This is a genomic window from Cyanobium sp. ULC065, assembly GCF_977927515.1.
This window is the reverse complement of sequence record NZ_OZ376393.1, coordinates 933,179-947,623: the sequence shown is the minus strand read 5'-3', so window position 1 is coordinate 947,623 and position 14,445 is coordinate 933,179. Positions and strand designations below refer to the sequence as shown.

Annotated in this window: 14 protein-coding genes; 8 read left to right on the top strand and 6 right to left on the bottom strand. The window is 70.7% G+C overall.

Features of this window, described 5'->3' with window-relative positions; translation table 11 throughout:
- Positions 1 to 31: 31 nt before the first annotated feature.
- Genes ACXMDP_RS04490 through hypE form a run of 4 tightly spaced genes read left to right on the top strand, consistent with a single transcriptional unit; the run spans position 32 to position 6,143 of the window.
- On the top strand, positions 32 to 271 hold the full coding sequence (locus tag ACXMDP_RS04490) for a HypC/HybG/HupF family hydrogenase formation chaperone (RefSeq protein ID WP_259729932.1): 240 nt from the start codon (positions 32 to 34) through the stop codon (positions 269 to 271).
- Positions 268 to 3,888, top strand: a complete 3,621-nt coding sequence (gene nifJ / locus ACXMDP_RS04485) for a pyruvate:ferredoxin (flavodoxin) oxidoreductase (protein WP_259729931.1) — start codon at positions 268 to 270, stop codon at positions 3,886 to 3,888. Before ACXMDP_RS04490 ends, nifJ begins: the two co-directional genes overlap by 4 nt.
- Positions 3,885 to 5,057, top strand: a complete 1,173-nt coding sequence (hypD, locus tag ACXMDP_RS04480) for a hydrogenase formation protein HypD (protein ID WP_259729930.1) — start codon at positions 3,885 to 3,887, stop codon at positions 5,055 to 5,057. Before nifJ ends, hypD begins: the two co-directional genes overlap by 4 nt.
- 3 nt (positions 5,058 to 5,060) lie before the next feature.
- Entirely contained in the window at positions 5,061 to 6,143 is a 1,083-nt protein-coding gene (gene hypE, locus ACXMDP_RS04475) for a hydrogenase expression/formation protein HypE (protein WP_259729929.1), read from the top strand.
- 83 nt (positions 6,144 to 6,226) lie between these two features.
- Here hypE and ACXMDP_RS04470 read toward each other — a convergent pair whose 3' ends face one another.
- The 5 genes from ACXMDP_RS04470 to ACXMDP_RS04450 form a co-directional block, all read right to left on the bottom strand.
- Positions 6,227 to 6,508, bottom strand: coding sequence for a hypothetical protein (locus ACXMDP_RS04470; protein ID WP_094510088.1), 282 nt, complete (start codon positions 6,506 to 6,508; stop codon positions 6,227 to 6,229).
- Positions 6,509 to 6,657: 149 nt separating this feature from the next.
- Complete coding sequence (locus ACXMDP_RS04465) at positions 6,658 to 6,915, bottom strand: hypothetical protein (protein ID WP_259729928.1); 258 nt, start codon at positions 6,913 to 6,915, stop codon at positions 6,658 to 6,660.
- 64 nt (positions 6,916 to 6,979) lie between these two features.
- Positions 6,980 to 7,948: a tRNA glutamyl-Q(34) synthetase GluQRS gene (gene gluQRS / locus ACXMDP_RS04460; RefSeq protein WP_399233278.1), complete on the bottom strand. Its 969-nt coding sequence runs from the start codon at positions 7,946 to 7,948 to the stop codon at positions 6,980 to 6,982.
- Positions 7,948 to 8,223 (bottom strand): HU family DNA-binding protein, encoded by a 276-nt coding sequence (locus ACXMDP_RS04455; protein WP_094510083.1) that lies wholly within the window; start codon positions 8,221 to 8,223, stop codon positions 7,948 to 7,950. Before ACXMDP_RS04455 ends, gluQRS begins: the two co-directional genes overlap by 1 nt.
- A 228-nt stretch (positions 8,224 to 8,451) precedes the next feature.
- Complete coding sequence (locus ACXMDP_RS04450; RefSeq protein WP_259729927.1) at positions 8,452 to 9,096, bottom strand: MBL fold metallo-hydrolase; 645 nt, start codon at positions 9,094 to 9,096, stop codon at positions 8,452 to 8,454.
- Between the two features lie 53 nt (positions 9,097 to 9,149).
- On the opposite strand from ACXMDP_RS04450, the gene ACXMDP_RS04445 reads away from it, so the two are divergent.
- From ACXMDP_RS04445 to ACXMDP_RS04430, 4 genes are all read left to right on the top strand, one after another.
- Positions 9,150 to 11,225, top strand: a complete 2,076-nt coding sequence (locus tag ACXMDP_RS04445; RefSeq protein WP_259729926.1) for a glycogen debranching protein — start codon at positions 9,150 to 9,152, stop codon at positions 11,223 to 11,225.
- Positions 11,226 to 11,340: 115 nt separating this feature from the next.
- Positions 11,341 to 12,363, top strand: a complete 1,023-nt coding sequence (locus tag ACXMDP_RS04440) for a CobW family GTP-binding protein (protein WP_259729925.1) — start codon at positions 11,341 to 11,343, stop codon at positions 12,361 to 12,363.
- 13 nt (positions 12,364 to 12,376) lie between these two features.
- Entirely contained in the window at positions 12,377 to 12,955 is a 579-nt protein-coding gene (locus ACXMDP_RS04435; RefSeq protein WP_259729924.1) for a WD40 repeat domain-containing protein, read from the top strand.
- 7 nt (positions 12,956 to 12,962) lie between these two features.
- Positions 12,963 to 13,676: a polysaccharide deacetylase family protein gene (locus ACXMDP_RS04430; RefSeq protein WP_259729923.1), complete on the top strand. Its 714-nt coding sequence runs from the start codon at positions 12,963 to 12,965 to the stop codon at positions 13,674 to 13,676.
- On the opposite strand, the gene ACXMDP_RS04425 is transcribed toward ACXMDP_RS04430, so the two are convergent.
- Positions 13,631 to 14,359 carry an esterase/lipase family protein gene (locus ACXMDP_RS04425; protein WP_259729976.1) on the bottom strand — a complete coding sequence of 243 codons (729 nt, stop codon included), beginning with the start codon at positions 14,357 to 14,359 and terminating at the stop codon, positions 13,631 to 13,633. The genes ACXMDP_RS04430 and ACXMDP_RS04425 overlap by 46 nt on opposite strands.
- Positions 14,360 to 14,445 lie beyond the last annotated feature (86 nt).

Sequence of the window (14,445 nt, the reverse complement as noted above, 5' to 3'; positions counted from 1 at the left end):
CGGAGGCCGCCGCTGGCGGCGGAGGTGCGTGATGTGTCTGGCTGTGCCGGGTGAGCTGATCCGGATCGAGCACCGCCGCCCGGCCGACCTCGCGCAGCACGCTGGCGGCGACGGCGAAGACAGCGACGACGACGCGCTCTGGCGGGTGGGCGTGGTGGAGTTCTCCGGCGTGCAGCGGGAGGTGAGCCTGGCCTGTGTGCCGGAGGCCCGCCCCGGCGATCTGCTGCTTGTGCACGTGGGTTTCGCGCTCAGCGTGGTGGTGGAGTCATGAGCCTGCCCCGCACTGATGGCAGCGTCACCGTCGATGGCAATGAAGCCGTGGCGCGCGTGGCCTACCGGCTGAACGAGGTGATGGCGATCTACCCGATCACCCCGGCCACGCCGATGGGGGAATGGGCCGATGGCTGGGCCGCGGCCGGCCGCCCCAACCTCTGGGGCAGCGTGCCCACCGTGGTGGAGATGCAGAGCGAGGGGGGGGCCGCCGGTGTGCTGCATGGCGCCCTGCAGGCCGGAGCGCTCGCCACCACCTTCACGGCGTCACAGGGGCTGCTGCTGATGCTGCCCAACCTCTACAAGATCGCCGGTGAACTCACCAGCACGGTGGTGCACGTGGCTGCCCGGGCCCTGGCGGGTCAGGCGCTGTCGATCTTCGGGGACCACAGCGACGTGATGGCCACCCGCGGCAGCGGCTGCGCCCTGCTCTGCTCGGCGTCGGTGCAGGAGGCCGGCGACTTCGCCGCCATCGCCACCCTGGCCAGCTTGAACACGCGCCTGCCCTTCCTGCATTTCTTCGACGGCTTCCGCACCTCCCACGAACTGCACACGGTGGTGCCGCTCTCCGATGCCACCCTGGCCGCCCTGATTCCGGTGGGGCTGATCGCCGCCCACCGGGCCCGGGGGCTGAGCCCCGACCATCCCGTGATCCGTGGCACCAGCCACAACCCTGATGTGGCCTTTCAGGCCCGTGAAGCGGCCAACCCCTTCCACGACGCCGCCCCGGCGCTGGTGCAGCAGGCGATGGACCGCTTCGCCGCACTCACCGGGCGCGCCTACCGGCTGTTCGAGTATCACGGCGATCCGCTGGCGGAGCGGGTGCTGGTGCTGATGGGCTCAGGCTGCGAGACGGCCCAGCTCACGGTCGATGCCCTCATCGCCAGCGGCGAGCGGGTGGGGGTGCTGAAGGTGCGGCTCTACCGGCCGTTCAGCGCCGAGCGGCTGGTGGCGGCGCTGCCGGCCAGCGTGCGCGCGATCGCCGTGCTGGATCGCTGCAAGGAACCGGGCGCCGGCGGCGACCCGCTGTACCTCGATGTGAGCGATGCGGTGCGGCGCTGCTGGGGGCGGACCGCCGCCACCGACGCCAGACCGCAGCCCCGGGTGGTGGGCGGGCGCTACGGCCTGGCCTCGAAGGAGTTCAACCCGGCGATGGTGAAGGCGGTGCTGGAGGCCCTGCGCGGCCACGCGGCGCCCCATTCCTTCAGCGTCGGCATCGAGGACGACCTCACCCACCGTTCCCTGCCGGTGGACACCAGCTTCCGCGCCGAAACGGAGGGGGAGTTCCAGGCCGTGATCTACGGGCTCGGCGCCGACGGCAGCGTGGGCGCCAGCAAGAACACGATCAAGATCATCGGCGAGGGAACAGACCTGCACGCCCAGGGCTACTTCGTCTACGACTCGAAGAAATCCGGTTCGGTCACGGAGTCGCATCTGCGCTTCGGGCCTCGACCGATCCACGCCACCCACCTGGTGGGGCGGGCCGATCTGGTGGCTTGCCACCAGTGGGATTTCCTCAGCCGCTTCGACCTGCTGAGCACGGCGCGCCCCGGCGCCACCCTGCTGCTGAACAGCCCCTGGGAGGCCGGACAGATCTGGGAGCTGCTGCCAGCGGCGGTGCGCGCCCGGATCCGCGCCAGGCAGCTGCGCGTGTTCGCCATCCATGCCGCCGCGATTGCGCGCGACTTCGAGCTGGGCGAACGCATCAACACCGTGATGCAGACCTGCTTCTTCTCGCTCGCCGGGGTGATGCCGCTGGAGCAGGCGCTGGAGGCGATCCGCGCCGCGATCCGCCACAGCTACGGCCACAAGGGAGAGTCGGTGGTGCAGCGCAACCTGCAGGCCGTCGATGCCGCCCTGGCACGGCTGCTGCCGGTGCCGATTCCGGCGGAGGACCCAGCCGGCCCGCCCGAGCCGGAGGCCGATCGCTTCGCCGCCGCCCCCGCCTTCGTGCGCAGCGTGATCGTGCCCCAGCTGGCCCGCCAGGGCGATCAGCTGCCGGTCAGCGCCCTGCCCGCCGATGGCACCTACCCCTGCGGCACCGCCCGTTGGGAAAAGCGCAACATTGCCGACAGCGTGCCGGTCTGGGAGGAGCAGCTGTGCGTGCAGTGCGGCAAATGCGTGATGGTGTGCCCCCATGCAGTGATCCGCGCCAAGGTGGTGGAGCCAGCCGCGCTGGCGGCGGCACCGCCGGGCTTCCTGAGCGCGCCGGCCCGCGAACCGCACGGCAGCGCCAACCGCTTCACCCTGCAGGTGGCGGTTGAGGACTGCACCGGCTGCGCCCTCTGCGTGGAGGTCTGCCCGGCACGCGAGCGGGACACGCCCAGCCACAAGGCCATCAACATGGCGCCGCAGCGCCCCCTGCGCGAGCAGGCCCGCGGCGCCTGGGAGTTCTTCCTGCAGCTACCCGACACCGAGCGCAGCCAGCTGAACCTGCGCCACATCGGCCAGCAGCAGCTGCAGGAGCCGCTGTTCGAATTTTCCGGCGCCTGCGCCGGCTGCGGCGAAACCCCCTACATCAAACTCGCCACCCAGCTGTTCGGCGACCGGATGGTGGTGGCCAACGCCACCGGCTGCTCGTCGATCTATGGCGGCAACCTGCCCACCACCCCCTGGAGCTGCAACGGCGAGGGCCGCGGGCCGGCCTGGTCCAACTCCCTGTTCGAAGACAACGCCGAGTTCGGGCTGGGCTTCCGCGTGGCCTACGACCAGCGGCACACCACCGCCGTGCGCCTGCTGCGTCGCCTGGCCGAACCCGGCGACGGGGGCAGCGAGGCGCCGGTGCCGCCGGAGCTGGCAGAGGCTCTGATCCAGGCGGATCAGAGCGGGGAAACGGGGATCTTCGAGCAGCGGCAGCGGGTTGTGGAGCTGCGCGGGCGGCTGGGGCAGGTGCAGCAGGCGCCGGAGCGGCAGGCGGAGATCGAGGCGCTGCTCGCCCTGGCCGACGATCTGACCAAGCGCAGCGTGTGGATGATCGGCGGCGACGGCTGGGCCTACGACATCGACGCGGGCGGCATCGACCAGGTGCTCGCCAGCGGCCAGGACGTGAACCTGCTGGTGCTTGACACCGAGCTCTACTCCAACACCGGCGGGCAGATGTCGAAGGCCACCCCGATCGGTGCCGTCGCCAAGTTCGCCAGTGGCGGCAAGCGCACCGCCAAGAAGGATCTGGGCCTGATGGCGATGAGCTATGGCAACGTCTACGTGGCCAGCGTGGCGATGGGCGCCCGCGACGAGCACACCCTGCGGGCCTTCCTGGAGGCCGAATCGTTTGCGGGGCCTTCGCTGATCCTGGCCTACTCCCACTGCATCGCCCACGGCATCGACATGGCCAAGGGCATGAGCCAGCAACGGCAGGCCGTGGAGTCGGGCCGCTGGCTGCTCTACCGCCACGACCCGCGCCGCAGCGCTGCGGGCCTGAATCCCCTGGTGCTCGATTGCCGCACCCCCTCGCTGCCGGTGGCTGAAGCGATGGCCCGCGAGAACCGCTTTCGCAGCCTCAGCGACAGCGATCCGGAGCAGGCAGAGCGCCTGGCGCTGCTGGCCCAGCAGCAGGTGGACGCCCGCTGGGAGCACTACCGCCAGCTGGCCGCCCTGCCGGCGCCCGGGGCCGGGTGAACCCACTCGCCCCCTACCGCCAGCCGGAGGCGGTGCAGCAGCTGGTGGGGCAGTTGCAGCAGGCCATCAGCCGCCCCTGGACCCTGATGGAGGTCTGCGGCGGGCAGACCCACGCGCTGCTGCGCCACGGCCTCGACCGGCTGCTGCCCGAGGGGTTGGAGCTGATCCACGGCCCCGGCTGCCCGGTGTGCGTCACCCCGGCGGCCACGATCGATCGCGCCCTGGAGCTGGCAGCCCGCCCGGGGGTGATCCTCTGCTCCTACGGGGACATGCTGCGGGTACCCGGTTCCGATGGCCGCAGCCTGCTGGATCTGCGGGCGGCGGGGGCCTGCGTCCGGGTCGTCACCTCGCCCCTCGATGCGCTGGCGATCGCCCGCGATTCCCCAGGGCAGCAGGTGGTGTTCTTCGCGGTGGGCTTTGAAACCACCGCACCGGCCACGGCGCTGCTGGCCCATCAGGCCTGGTGCTGTGGCAGCAGCAACCTGGCGCTGCTGGTGGGCCACGTGCGGATTGCTCCGGCGATGGAGGCCCTGCTGGCCTCCCCGCACAACCGCGTGCAAGGCTTCCTGGCCGCCGGCCATGTCTGCGCGGTGATGGGCAGCGAGGAGCTGGAGCCGCTGAGTGCCCGCTTCCATGTGCCGGTGGTGGTCACGGGCTTCGAGCCGGTGGATCTGCTGGAGGGGCTGCTGCGCTGCGTGCGACAGCTGGAGCGGAGCGAGGGCCGGGTGGAGAACGCCTATGGCCGTGCCTGCCGCCCGCAGGGCAACGCGGCAGCCCGGGCCCTGATCGCCCGGGTGTTCGAGCCGGTGGATCAGTTGTGGCGTGGCCTCGGCCTGTTTCCCGCCAGCGGCCTGCGGCTGCGCCCCCCCTACGCCGCCCTCGACGCCGCCCGGCTGCCCAGCCAGGCCACCGAGCATCGGCCTGGGCCCGATGCTGCCGCGGCCTGCATCAGCGGCCAGGTGCTGCAGGGTCTGGCCCGGCCCACCGCCTGTCCGGCTTTCGGCCGCACCTGCACGCCGGAGCGCCCGCTCGGAGCGCCGATGGTGTCATCGGAAGGGGCGTGTGCCGCCTACTGGCACCACGGCGATCGGGCGGAAAGCTCTGCAGCAGCCAGGCCCCTGGCCCGGGCGGTGGAGGCCAGCAGCCTGTCCGACAAGGCGGAGCCCTGACCCATGGCCAGCGCCAGCCCCGACGACAGCGAGGCCATTGAGCGGGTGCAGCTGGGTCATGGCGGCGGCGGCAGCCTCAGCCAGCAGCTGATCGCCGAGCTGCTGGTGCCGGCCTTCGGGCCGGGCGATGGGGTGTTGCATGACGCGGCCACGTTCAAGGCCGGCCCGGGTCCGCTGGCCTTCAGCACCGATGCCTACGTGGTGCGGCCGCTGATCTTCCCCGGCGGCGACATCGGCCGGCTGGCGGTGATCGGCACCGTGAACGATCTGGCCATGGTGGGGGCCCGGCCGCTGGCGCTCAGCCTGGCCCTGATCCTGGAGGAAGGCCTGGCGATGGGCACACTGCGGCAGGTGGTCGCCTCGATCCGCACGGCCGCCGCCGCCTGCGGTGTGCCGGTGCTGACCGGCGACACCAAGGTGGTGGAACGGGGCAAGGGCGACGGCCTGTACATCACCACCAGCGGTGTGGGCAGCCTGGGGCCGGGTCCGGCCATCGGCCCGCCGGCGGTGCGGCCGGGCGACGCCATCCTGGTGAGCGGCGATCTGGGACGCCATGGGGTGGCGATCCTGGCGGCACGCCACGAACTGGGCTTCCGCACGGAGCTCTGCAGCGACCTGGCCTCGCTGCTGCCATCAGTGCAGGCGCTGCTGGGGCAGGGGCTGGAGGTGCACGCCCTGCGGGATCTCACCCGCGGTGGGCTGGCCAGCGCCCTGTTTGAGATCGCCCGCGACACAGGCCTTCTCCTGCAGATCGAAGAGGAGGCGGTGCCGATCGCGCCGGCGGTGGCGAGCGCCTGCGAGCTGTTGGGCCTGGATCCGCTGGCGATGGCCAACGAAGGGCGGTTGGTGCTGTTCCTGCCCGCCGCTGAGGCGGCGCAGGCCCTGGCCGTGCTGCAGGGCTTCCAGCCCGAGGCCGCGATCATCGGCGCGGTGGCTGACGCCGGGATGCCTGGAGACAGCGAGTCCGGGGCTGGCAACCGCCTGTTGCCCGCCATCGCCAGGGGGACAGTGCTGCTGCGCAACGCCTATGGCGTGCAGCGGCGCCTGGCTCTGGGCCGGGGCGAGCAGCTGCCGCGCATCTGCTGAGCGCCAGGCAAGGGGCGCGGGCCTGGGGGTGGCGCTGGGTTTCAACCCTTGCGTTCTGCCCTTCCCGGAAAGCCGGCTGCGGCTCAGGGCCAGTAGCCGTCGCCGAAGCCATCGCCCATGCCACCATCGCCCGCCGGGTCGAACTCAGGCCAGCCCGGATCGCCGCCGTCAAGCAGACCGAAGCGGGCGGCTTCGTCATCCATCAAGGTGTTGCCCTCCGGCCGGGTGTCGCAGGTGACGCTCCCGTCGCTGCCGGTCACGCAGTCGTCGAAGCGCACATCAGCCCGGACGGCGGCGGGCAGGAGCAGGCCGGCGCCCAGACCGAGCAGCAGCGCCGTCCGGCCCAGGCGGCGGGTAGCAGCCATCACAACGGCCTGCGACCGCCGCGTGGCAGGGCGGCTGGAATGATGGATCAACGTTCGTCCTGCAGCGATGTATACCGATTGGACCGCCGTCATCCTGCTCCTGCTCACCGCAGCGCCGTTGGCCGTTGTGGTGGCCACTGCCGCTTTCTTCATCTGGCGCCAGAAGACAGCGGGTCGGCGTTGAGCGCCCGGGCGTCCTGACGGCGCAGCCTGTACTCCAGCGAGGGCTCGACGCTGAACTGGGGCAGTCGGCCCTGGCCGAGGCAATCCAGGCAGGTGCGGAATTTCTGGTCGCTGAGGCGCAGCACGCCACTGCCGCCGCAACGCGGGCATCGCTGCGCCTCCACCTCTCGCCGCGCTGACGGCAGCACCGCCTTTGGCAGGCCCGCCTGTGTGGGTTCGCCCATCAATCCCCGTTTTCGTGTTGATTTCAGTGTGGACGGCCCGCCCCCCCGGATTGACGCCACTTCCTTAAGCCTTCCCGCATAAACGCCGTTTCAACGCCTCGTTGCTCAGGTTCTGCAGCAACTCCGCGGCACTCAGGCGGCTTCCCGCCGGCACCAGGCCCAGGCTGGCGGCCAGCAGGCCGATCACCGCCGCCGCATCGAGCCCCTGCGCGCGCAGCCCCGCCACCCCCTCCGCTCCCGATCGCTTGGCCAGCCGTTCGCCGCGGGCATCGCGCCACAGCGGCACATGCCAGTAGGTCGGGGGCGTGGCACCGAGGCACTGCATCACGGCCACCTGCGGCGCCGTCGCAGCCCAGAGGTCTTCGCCGCGCACCACCGTGGTGATGCCCAGCGCCAGCTCATCGACGGCGGTGGCCAGGTGATACGCCAGGAAGCCATCTGCGCGGCGCAGCACCACATCCCCCACCTGGCGCGCCGCCTCAAGCCGGCCGGGAGCGGCGATCGCCTCCGGCCAACAGAGCGGAGCGTCCTGAAGACGTAGGCGCCAGCTGGGCAGGCGGCCGTTCTCCACGCCCCAGCCGTGGGTGCGCGTGCGGCAGAAGCCCGGATACACCGACACCGCCCCCTGCGGCGCAGACACATCCGCCAGCAAGCGGCGGCTGCAGCGGCAGGGATAGAGCAAACCCCGGCGGCGCAGAGCGGAGAGCGCCGTGGCGTAGAGGCCGGTGCGCTCGCTCTGGCGCACCGGCGGGCCATCCCAGTGAAGGCCCAGCCAGCGGAGGTCGGCCAGGATCGCCTCTTCGGCACCGGCGCGGTTGCGCGGGGTGTCGAGATCATCGATGCGGAGCAGGAGCTCACCCCCCTGAAGCCGGGCTTCCAGCCAGGCCACGAGGGCGGTGCGCAGATTGCCGCGGTGCAGGGGGCCCGTGGGAGACGGAGCGAAGCGCCCGCGGTGGTGGCGGCTTCGCTGTTGCTCTCCCGTTGTGATCAGCCCCTGAAGGTGAGAGGGCAGACCGGTGGAGGCGGGAGGAATCAGCCCTGAACCTGATCCTTGAACTGCTTGCCGGCCGTGAAGGCGGGCACGCGCTTGGCGGGGATGGCGATTTTCTCGCCGGTCTTGGGGTTCAGACCCTGACGGGCGGAACGCTCACGGGCTTCAAAGGAACCGAAGCCGAGGATGGATACCTTTTTGCCTTCGACCACCGAATCAATGATGGTTTCGATGGCGGCGTCGACGACCTTCGACACTTCGGTCTTGGTGAGCTCGGTGCGAGCCGCAACGAGGTTGACGAGGTCAGCTTTGTTCATTGGGCGGGAATCTGGGGGCAGAAAACTGGAGAGGGGCGGGAGTGGGGCGGAGCGGAAGAAGCCGTTCCCGCCATGCGGTGAAAACGAACCGACCACGGAGACCAACCAACGGCTGGACACTCGGCCGGATCATCTGGCGGGCTAATCGTATGGGGGAAGGGCGACCTGGGCAACCGAAACCGCTTGCTTGGCCAAGGTTTTTCCCGATTGGCCGCCCTTGATCACCTCTCATTGTGCCGCTGGAGCGGTGCCGGGCACCAACTTCTCGCCGCGCAGGGCACCCAGGCCGGCACCGGTGGCGATCCAGCGGGGCGACCCCGCCGGCAACCAGTGCTGCAGGCGCTCCAGGCTGCGCTGCTGCCGCGGCCAGTGGAACGTGTGGGCGGTGGGCAGCGGCCCCAGGCGCCCGGGGGCGAGCGGCACCAGCAGCCGTCCGCAGAACAGCAGGTCGTGGGCGCCGGTGGCATGCAGCACGCAGGCCCCGGGTGAGGGGCCCGGGGTCCACAGCAGCCGCAGGTCGTCAGCAAGGTCATGGGCGGCGCCGAAGGGCCGCAGCTCCGGCAGCCCTGGCAGCAGGTAGGCCTCCTGCTCCTGTACCAGCACCGGCCAGCCGATCGCCTCCTGCAGGCGGTGGCAGCGGCCGTGGCCGGCGCGGCCGGTGAGCACGATCACACCCGGCGGCCCCGCCAGCGCCGCCAGGTTCGCCGCCGTCAGCGCCGGGCAATCGATCAGCACGGGCGGGCGCTGTGGCAATGCCAGCAGCCAGGCGGTGCCCCCCTGGGTGTCGCGGTTGGGGGGAAACACCCACAGCCCGGGCAGCACCTGCTGCGGCGGCCGCCCCTCCTCCAACGCCGCGGGCAAGAACGCCGACATCCGCACCAGAGGGGCAACACACGACTAGCTTGAACCGCAGCACTTCACAGCCCGTGTCCTCGACCCACCTGGGACACCCCTGGCCCCTCGGCGCCGCCGTCACCGTGCGGGGAGTGAACTTCTCAGTGGTGGCACCGCTGGCCACCCGGGTGGAGCTGCTGCTCTTCGCCGACGGCGACGCGCCCGAACCCTTCCGCATCATTCCGCTCGATGCCCGCCATCGCTCCGGCGATCACTGGCATGTGGAAGTGGTGGGGGTGGGCATCGGCTGCTGCTATGGCTATCGCGTGTACGGGCCGCTGCAGCCGGGGGCACACGGCTTCAACCCTTCCAAGGTGCTGCTCGATCCCTGCGCGCGGGCGATCAGCGGCTGGTCGCGGTACCGCCGCGCCGACGCCACCGGCACCGCGCCCAACACCGCCTCCTGCCTGAAGGGGGTGGTCACGGAACGCGACCTGTTCGACTTCAACGCCGCGCCCCGCCCGCGCCACAGCTGGCAGCGCACCGTTGTTTATGAGCTGCACGTGGCCGGCTTCAGCCAGGGCGAGAGCAGCCCGGTGGCACCGGAGCGGCGCGGCAGCCTGCTGGGCCTGATCGACACCATCCCCTATCTGAAGAGCCTCGGGGTCACCACCCTGGAGCTGCTGCCGGTGATGGCCTTCGACCCGCAGGATGCCCCGCCCGGCCGCCACAACTACTGGGGCTACAGCCCGATCAGCTGGATGGCCCCCCATCACGGCTACCTGCTGGGCGACGACCCGCTGCAGGCCCGCGACCAGGTGCGGGCGCTGGTGCTGGCCTGCCACCAAGCCGGCCTGGAGGTAGTGCTCGATGTGGTGCTGAACCACACCAGCGAAGGCAACCAGGATGGCCCCACGCTCAGCTGGCGCGGCTTCGCCGATCGCCTCTACTACCACCAGAACCCCGACGGTGACTACCTCGATGTGACCGGCTGCGGCAACACGGTGGCGGCCAACCGCCCGCTGGTGCGGCAGCTGATGATGGAAGCGCTGCGCTGCTGGGCGCTGGAACTCGGCATCGATGGCTTCCGCTTCGACCTGGGCATCGCCCTGTCGCGCGGCGAGAACCTGGCGCCGCTCGACCAGCCGCCCCTGTTCGAGGAACTGGAGGCGGATCCGCGGCTGAGCGATCTGAAGATGGTGAGCGAGCCGTGGGATTGCGGCGGCCTCTACCGCCTCCACGATTTCCCGGCGCGGCGCATGGGCACCTGGAACGGACGCTTCCGCGACGACGTGCGCCGCTTCTGGAAGGGCGACGAGAGCTGCTGCTGGGCGATGGCCCAGCGCCTGTCCGGCAGCCCCGATCTCTACGGCGGTCGCCCGCCGGCGGTGGGGCGCAGCATCACCTTCATCACCGCCCACGACGGCTTCACCCTGGCGGATCTGGTCAGTTACAACGGCAAGCACAACCTCGCCAACGGCGAAGACAACCGCGACGGCGACAACCACAACAACAGCTGGAACCACGGTGTGGAGGGTCCCACCACCGACCACGGGGTGAACGATCTGCGCAACCGCCAGCTGCGCAACCTGCTCGCCACCCTGCTGCTGGCCCCGGGCGTGCCGATGCTGCTGATGGGGGATGAAGTGCGCCGCAGCCAGGGGGGCAACAACAACACCTGGTGCCAGAACAATCCACTCGGCTGGATGAACTGGCGCCCCGATGGCGAAGACCTCGGCCTCAGGCTCTTCCTGCAACGGCTGGTGCACCTGCGCACCCATCTGTTCAGCCTGCTGAACCCGGAAACCCCCTACGCCGAAGGGGTCCAGGGGGCCGGCCTGCCCGGCGATCACCTGTGGCGGGAGTGGCACGGCGTGGCGCTGCAGCAACCCGACTGGGCCAGCTGGTCGCACACGCTGGCCTGGAGCCTGCACGACCACGCCCACGGTCCCCTGCTCTGGTGCGGGCTGAACGCCTACAGCAAGCCCATGCACTTCGAGCTGCCCACGGCGCCGGAAGGCTGGCTGCGGGTGATCGACACGGCCCTGCCGGCCGGTCAGGACATCCCCCATGAGCCCAGCCGCTGGATGCACGACGGCGCGCCGCTGGAGAGCCGCAGCCTGATGCTGATGCTCGCGCCCCACCTGCTGAACGGGAAGGCGCTCTGAGTTATGCGGATGGCGGGTGCGCCACGGGCGCTGGTCCGCCGCCGGCGATCACCAGGTCAGCCATCCCCACCCAGGCGGCAGCACCACTGCTACAACGACAACGATTCTCACTCTGATGGGGCTCTGCGGTACCCGCCGCGCCCCCGCCCTCGCCTTGGCCTTCACCAGCGTCGTTCCAGCGGCCGATCGCCAGCCGGTGACCGTGCTCACCGGTTATCTCGGCGCCGGCAAAACCACCCTGCCGAACCGGATCCTCACCCACGAACACGGCCTCAAGGTGGCGGTGATCGTGAACGAATTCGGTGAGGTGGGCATCGACAATCAGCTCGTGATCGATGCCGACGAAGAGATCTTCGAGATGAACAATGGGTGCATCTGCTGCACCGTGCGTGGCGATCTGATCCGCATCATCGGCAATCTGATGAAACGGCGGGATCGCTTCGATCACCTAGTGATCGAAACCACCGGCCTAGCCGATCCCGCCCCCGTCATCCAGACCTTCTTCGTGGACGAAGACCTGCGGGATGAGCTGCGGCTTGATGCCGTGATCACCCTGGTGGATCTGGTGCACGTGCAGCAGCACTGGGAGGCGGAGGAGGTGCAGGAACAGCTGGCCTTCGCCGATGTGCTGCTGCTCAACAAGGCGGATCTGGTGGAGGAGGCCGAACGCCAGGCGATCGAGCAACGGGTGCGGGCGATCAACCCGATGGCGCGGCTGCTCACCACCCGCAACGCCGATGCCCCGATCGATCAGCTTCTCGGCGTGGGGGCGTTCGAGCTGGAGCGGGCCCTGAGCCTCGATCCCGGCTTGCTGGCCGAGGAGCATGCCCACGCGCACGACGACGCCGTGGGCTCGGTGGCGTTCGTGGAGGAGCGGCCGATGGATCTCGACAAGCTGGGCACCTGGCTGTCGGATCTGGTGGCCGAGCGGGGACCCGATCTGTTCCGGATGAAAGGCATCATCCAGCTGGAAGGCAAGGAGGAGCGCTATGTGTTCCAGGCGGTGCACATGCTGCTGGATGGCGATTTCGATCGCCCCTGGAAAGAAGGCGAGCGGCGCTGCACCGAATTCGTGGTCATCGGGCGCGATCTCGATGCCGAGGGCCTGCGGGCGGGCTTCACCGCCTGCGTGGCCTGAGCGGCAACGCGCCATGACCTCAACGCAGCCCCTGTTGCGGGAGCGGCTCTGCGGGGAGCTGCAGCAGGCGATCACGGCGCTGAGCTGGTCGGCGGATGGCGAGTTTCTGGCGATCGCCACGGCCGGCGGCGAACTGCTGCTGCTTGATTTCCGCGCCGGCTGCGAAGAGCTGCTGCAGGGCCTGAGCGACACCAGCCTCGATGCGATCGGCTTCAGCGCCGACGGGCAGTTCCTGATGGCGGTGGGCCAGGCCGGCGAGCTGTTGCTGTGGGAACTGGGCGGCTCCGGGGTGCGGCCGATCGCCTTCGCGCCGCAACCGCTCGGCGCCGGCTGGCTGGATGCGGCGGCCTGGCAGCCCAGAGGGCTGCTGCTGGCAATGGCTGCCGGCCGCCGGGTGCGGCTCTGGGATGGGGCGCTGCGCCAGTGGCGCCCCGACAGCCTCGAGCTGCCCGGCACCGCCCAGTGCCTGGCCTGGAGCGCCGACGGCAGGCGGCTGGCGGCCGGCGGCGACCAGGGCCGCTGGTGGCTGTGGCCGGTGACCCTGCCCGGCAGGCCACGTCAGCGGCGCTCGGGCAGAACCGGGTTTGGTTGAGCGGCTGTTGATCCTGGCTCTCATTGCGCTGGCCATGATCACGCTGGCCCTGATCGTGCTGCTGCCGTCGCTGGTGATCCGCACGCTGCTGGCGCCGCTCAACCCGGCGGTGGTGTTCTGTGGCGCGGGCCGGCAGCGGCGGCTGGCGCTCACGATCGATGACGGGCCCAGTGGCGCCGGCTCACAGGCGCTGCTGGAGCTGCTGCGGGAGCTGGAGGTGCCGGCCACCTTTTTCCTGATCGGCTCCCATCTGCCCAACGACCCGCACTTTCCCCGTCGGGCCCTGGAGCAGGGGCATGCCATCGGCAACCACCTCTGGCGCGATGTGCGCTCCGCCGGGCTCGATCAGGCGGCGTTCCTGGGCCAGCTGGGTGACACCGAAGCGGGGGTGGAGCGGGCTGCGGCGCCGCAGACGCTGCGCTGGCGCTGGTGCCGCCCGGGGCGGGGTTGGTTCCACGCGGCGATGCTGGGCTGGCTGGCGGAGCGGGGCTACCGGCTGGTGCTGGGCTCGATCTTTCCCTGGGACACCTATCAGCCACCGCTGTGGTTCGTGCAGGCCTTCGTGCGGCTCAACGCCCACCCCGGCGGCATCCTGGTGCTGCACGACACACCGGAGCTGAGCCCGCGCACCCAGGCCAGCCTGCGCTGGATCGTTCCGGCGCTGCGCCGGCGCGGCTACAGCTTCGTGCCGCTGGCGGAGCTGCTGGAGGCGGCGGGCTGAGCCAGCTCCCACCAGCGCTCCACCGCCTCCGGGCTGCCGTACCAGCACGGCCCGAAGGCACCGCCATGGGCCACTCCCGCCAGCACCAGCGGGGTGGAGCCGGCCAGCAGGGCGGAGGCCACCGGCACCAGACCGTCGCCGCGATCGGCGGCATCACCGGTGCTGTTGCGGTAAGCGGTGGGGGCCAGGCGCTGGGCCAGCGGGCTGGCGGTGGCCAGATCCAGATCTCCCGCCACCGACACGTACTGCACCCGATCGGCGAAGGGCGAACCGGGCAGGCGCTGCTGCACCAGCTCACGCAGCACCGTGGCCTTGAGGGCGGTGTGGGGACTGCCCAGCATCACGAGCGTGTCGGCAAGGGCCTTGCCGTCGTAGGAGCGGCCCTGGAAGGGGGCGTGATCGAGGAAGAGCCGCAGCATGATGCCGCCGGAGCTGTGGCCGATCAGGGTGATCCTGCCGGTGGGGGATTGCTGCGCCAGGTCCGCAGCGGCGGCGGCGACCCGATCGAGGATGCGCGCCCAGGCGAAGGCGAACACGGTCAGCAGCCATTCGGGCTTGCCCACCGCCACCAGCTGCACGGGCTGACCGCTCAGCTGCTGCAGCCGCGCCACCATCGGCGCATAGGCCTCGGCGCTGATCAGAAAGCCGCCGAGCAGCAGGATCGGTTGGCCGGGAAGGGGCATCGGCGGGGCGCGCAGGCGTGGGGTGCGGCTGAACAGCACCACGATGCCAAACGGGCGCTGCAACGCAGCAGCGAGATGTTGACGTC

Excerpts from the sequence above, each read along its gene's own strand:
- ACXMDP_RS04455 (WP_094510083.1), bottom strand. The coding sequence starts at position 8,223 with ATGAACAAAGCTGACCTCGTCAACCTCGTTGCGGCTCGCACCGAGCTC.
- ACXMDP_RS04435 (WP_259729924.1), top strand. The coding sequence starts at position 12,377 with ATGACCTCAACGCAGCCCCTGTTGCGGGAGCGGCTCTGCGGGGAGCTG.
- ACXMDP_RS04465 (WP_259729928.1), bottom strand. The coding sequence starts at position 6,915 with ATGGGCGAACCCACACAGGCGGGCCTGCCAAAGGCGGTGCTGCCGTCA.
- nifJ (WP_259729931.1), top strand. The coding sequence starts at position 268 with ATGAGCCTGCCCCGCACTGATGGCAGCGTCACCGTCGATGGCAATGAA.
- ACXMDP_RS04450 (WP_259729927.1), bottom strand. The coding sequence starts at position 9,096 with ATGTCGGCGTTCTTGCCCGCGGCGTTGGAGGAGGGGCGGCCGCCGCAG.
- ACXMDP_RS04425 (WP_259729976.1), bottom strand. The coding sequence starts at position 14,359 with ATGCCCCTTCCCGGCCAACCGATCCTGCTGCTCGGCGGCTTTCTGATC.
- ACXMDP_RS04490 (WP_259729932.1), top strand. The coding sequence starts at position 32 with ATGTGTCTGGCTGTGCCGGGTGAGCTGATCCGGATCGAGCACCGCCGC.
- ACXMDP_RS04470 (WP_094510088.1), bottom strand. The coding sequence starts at position 6,508 with ATGGCTGCTACCCGCCGCCTGGGCCGGACGGCGCTGCTGCTCGGTCTG.
- ACXMDP_RS04440 (WP_259729925.1), top strand. The coding sequence starts at position 11,341 with ATGGGGCTCTGCGGTACCCGCCGCGCCCCCGCCCTCGCCTTGGCCTTC.
- hypE (WP_259729929.1), top strand. The coding sequence starts at position 5,061 with ATGGCCAGCGCCAGCCCCGACGACAGCGAGGCCATTGAGCGGGTGCAG.